Annotated in this window: 1 rRNA gene; it reads left to right on the top strand. The window is 48.3% G+C overall.

Annotated elements, in window-relative coordinates:
* Nucleotides 1–458 precede the first annotated feature (458 nt).
* Nucleotides 459–571 (top strand): 23S ribosomal RNA (locus QWJ34_RS27050); the annotation flags it as partial.

Here is a 571-nt window from a genome sequence, read left to right as displayed (position 1 = left end):
GCCGTATCGGAAGGTGCGGCTGGATCACCTCCTTTCTATGGAGAATCGTCTGCTGCAACGCAGGCATTCCATCCCGCTTCTCTCTCGGGAATCACAAATAAGAGACTCCCTTCACTATCCGGTTTTGAGAGAGGAAACTCTTTCGAAACTTGCTTGATTCCTTTTCATTCGCACAATCCGTGATGAACCGAAAATGAACCAACGATCTGACTTCAATGAAGTCAGTTGTTCCTTGAAAACTGGATACCGAAACGATAACTTTGCGTCTGGAATATCTCTTCTTCTCCGAGCTGCGTGTCAGCGAGGGTAAAGTGGAAGACCTATTTCAAAATACGAAGAGCGAAGTGATGGCGATGTGCGCGACTTTTGGATTTTGTTTTCCTTTCGGCGAAGATTCATCTTCGAATGATGAAGGAAACCAAACCAAGCGGAACATACAGCGGCATCACGTAGCGATTGGTTAAGCAAGTAAGAGCGCACGGTGGATGCCTAGGCACCAGGAGCCGATGAAGGACGCGACGAACCGCGATAGTGCTTCGGGGAGCTGTAAGTAAGCGTTGATCCGGAGATT

The organism is Saccharibacillus sp. CPCC 101409 (genome assembly GCF_030518235.1).
GTDB lineage: Bacteria > Bacillota > Bacilli > Paenibacillales > Paenibacillaceae > Saccharibacillus.
Note: the sequence above shows the minus strand (reverse complement) of the source record. Positions and strands in the feature narration are given on the sequence as shown.